Source organism: Actinotalea ferrariae, from assembly GCF_019733465.1.
In the GTDB taxonomy this organism is placed as follows: Bacteria; Actinomycetota; Actinomycetes; order Actinomycetales; family Cellulomonadaceae; genus Actinotalea; species Actinotalea ferrariae_A.
The window spans coordinates 1-2,736 of the sequence record NZ_JACVQL010000230.1; the positions used below are offsets into that span (position 1 = coordinate 1).

Annotated in this window: 3 protein-coding genes; all 3 read left to right on the forward strand. The window is 73.3% G+C overall.

Annotated features, from left to right (window positions below; all coding sequences use genetic code 11):
• The first annotated feature begins 209 nt into the window (after positions 1-209).
• The gene (locus ICW40_RS16425; RefSeq protein ID WP_221655091.1) at positions 210-995 is read left to right on the forward strand and encodes an ABC transporter ATP-binding protein; all 786 of its coding nucleotides are present in this window, start codon (positions 210-212) and stop codon (positions 993-995) included.
• Between the two features lie 105 nt (positions 996-1,100).
• Positions 1,101-1,604, forward strand: a complete 504-nt coding sequence (locus ICW40_RS16430) for an NfeD family protein (RefSeq protein ID WP_260459341.1) — start codon at positions 1,101-1,103, stop codon at positions 1,602-1,604.
• Positions 1,601-2,736 (forward strand): SPFH domain-containing protein (locus tag ICW40_RS16435; RefSeq protein WP_308121868.1); only part of this gene is annotated, 1,136 nt, incomplete at its 3' end. The genes ICW40_RS16430 and ICW40_RS16435, both read left to right, overlap by 4 nt.

The window sequence follows — 2,736 nt, forward strand, 5'->3', positions numbered from 1 at the left end:
GGGCTCGTCGTCGCCCTGCACCGCGCGCAGGGCGCGGCGGACGGGGTCGGCGCCGGCGCTCACGCCGCGGACCCACAGGGCCAGCAGCACGGACCGGGGGAGCTCGAGCGCGGCGTTCACGGGTCCAGTCTGCCGCCGCCCGAGCGCTCCGCCGGCATCGCGCGTGGCGGTGGGCGGCACGTCCCGCGCCGCGGGTAGGGTCGTGGACCATGACGCCGGTGCTCGACCTGCAGGACGTGTCCATCCGCCGCGGCGCCAAGACGATCCTCGACCACGTCTCGTGGACCGTGGCCGACGGCGAGCGCTGGGTCGTGCTGGGCCGCAACGGTGCCGGCAAGACGACGATGCTCCAGATCGCGGCCGGGCGCATGCACCCGAGCAGCGGCACCGCGCACGTGCTCGGCGAGCGCCTCGGCGCGGTCGACGTGTTCGAGCTGCGGCCGCGGATCGGCGTCGCCTCGGCGGCGCTCGCGGACCGCATCCCGGGCTCGGAGACCGTGCTCGACGTCGTCCTCACGGCCGCGTACGGCATGACGGGCCGGTGGCGCGAGCAGTACGAGGCGCTCGACCACGAGCGCGCCCGGGCGCTGCTCGACGTCTTCGGCGTCGGCGGCCTGGCGGAGCGCACGTTCGGCACGCTGAGCGAGGGCGAGCGCAAGCGCACCCAGATCGCGCGGTCCCTCATGACGGACCCCGAGCTCCTGCTGCTCGACGAGCCCGCCGCGGGGCTGGACCTGGGCGGTCGCGAGGAGCTGGTCGCCGCGCTCGCGGAGCTCGCGCGCGACCGGCGCTCGCCGGTGCTCGTGCTCGTCACCCACCACGTCGAGGAGATCCCCGAGGGCTTCACCCACGGGCTGCTGCTGCGCGACGGCAGGGTGCACGCGGCGGGGCCGCTCGAGGAGGTGCTCACCGCCGAGCGGCTCTCCGAGACGTTCGACGTCGCGCTCCAGGTGGACCGACACGGCGGCCGGTGGAGCGCACGCGCCGCGCACTGACGCCGCGGCGACCACGGTCCCTCATCGATCGGTCAAGGGACTCCCACCGTCTCACCACGTGCCGGTTAGGATGATCTCGGCACGTCACGGGCGACGAGGGGTGGCATGGACCAGATTGAGATCCACTGGGTGTGGTGGCTCATCGCCGCCGTGGCCCTGGGCGTGCTCGAGGTCCTCACGCTCGACCTCGTGCTGCTCATGTTCGCGGTGGGCGCCGTCTCGGCGATCCTGGCGAGCGCCCTCGGCGCGAGCGTGACGGTCCAGGTGCTCACCTTCGCGGCCACCTCGACCTTCATGCTCGTCGTGCTGCGGCCCTACCTGCTGCGCAACCTGCGCCGGACCACGCCGCTCGTCGAGACGAACGCCGCGGCTCATGTGGGCCGGCCGGCGCTGACGATGACCGAGGTCACGTCGCGGTCGGGGCTCGTGAAGCTCGCGGGCGAGCAGTGGTCGGCCCGCACGGCGGACGCGGGCCTCGTGATCCCGCCGGACACCGACGTCCGTGTCGTCCGCATCGACGGCGCGACCGCCGTCGTCGCCACCCTCGCCGACGACGGGACGTCCGCCGCCGGTCCTGCCTTCCCCGACGACCCGGAGGGTCAGCCGTGATCGAGAACCCGGCCGTGAGCGCCAACCAGCTGATCATCTACCTCGTGCTGGGCCTCGTGGCGCTGTTCGTCATCGTCACCCTCATCAGGGCCGTGCGGATCGTGCCGCAGGCCCAGGCGCAGGTCGTCGAGCGGCTCGGGCGGTACTCGCGCACGCTCGACGCCGGTCTGCACCTCCTCGTGCCGTTCATCGACCGGGTCCGGGCGCGCGTCGACCTGCGCGAGCAGGTCGTGTCGTTCCCGCCGCAGCCCGTGATCACGTCCGACAACCTCGTCGTGAGCATCGACACGGTCATCTACTTCCAGGTCACCGAGCCGCGCTCCGCGACCTACGAGATCGCCAACTACATCCAGGGCATCGAGCAGCTCACCGTCACGACGCTCCGCAACGTCGTCGGCTCGATGGACCTCGAGCAGACGCTGACGAGCCGCGACCAGATCAACGGCCAGCTGCGCGGCGTGCTCGACGAGGCGACCGGACGCTGGGGCGTGCGCGTCAACCGCGTCGAGCTCAAGTCGATCGACCCGCCGCAGTCCATCCAGGGCTCGATGGAGCAGCAGATGCGCGCCGAGCGCGACCGCCGCGCGGCCATCCTCACGGCCGAGGGCGTCAAGCAGTCGCAGATCCTCACGGCGGAGGGCGAGAAGCAGGCGGCGATCCTGCGTGCCGAGGGCTCGGCGCAGGCGGCGATCCTCGAGGCCGAGGGCGAGTCGCGCGCGATCCTCCAGGTCTTCGACGCCATCCACCGTGGCGACGCGGACCCGAAGCTGCTCGCCTACCAGTACCTCCAGATGCTCCCCGAGGTCGCACGGACGCAGTCCAACAAGGTCTGGTTCATCCCGACCGAGTTCACCGCCGCCCTCAACGCGATCGGCAAGGGCTTCGGGGGATCCGGGACGGGCGACCTGGCCGCCGACTCCGGGCGGCCGGCGGGGACGTCGCCGCTCGGGGACCAGCTGCCGCCGTCGTCGTTGACGGACCCCTCGGAGGCGCTCGCCGAGGCGCGGCGCCAGTCGGCCGCCGCGACGCAGGACGCGACGAGCGCCGGGACGTTCGCCGGGACGTCGCCGCGTCGTGGCTCCGGTGACGGCGGCCGCTCCGGCGACGTCGGGGCTCAGGCCCAGGCTGCCCC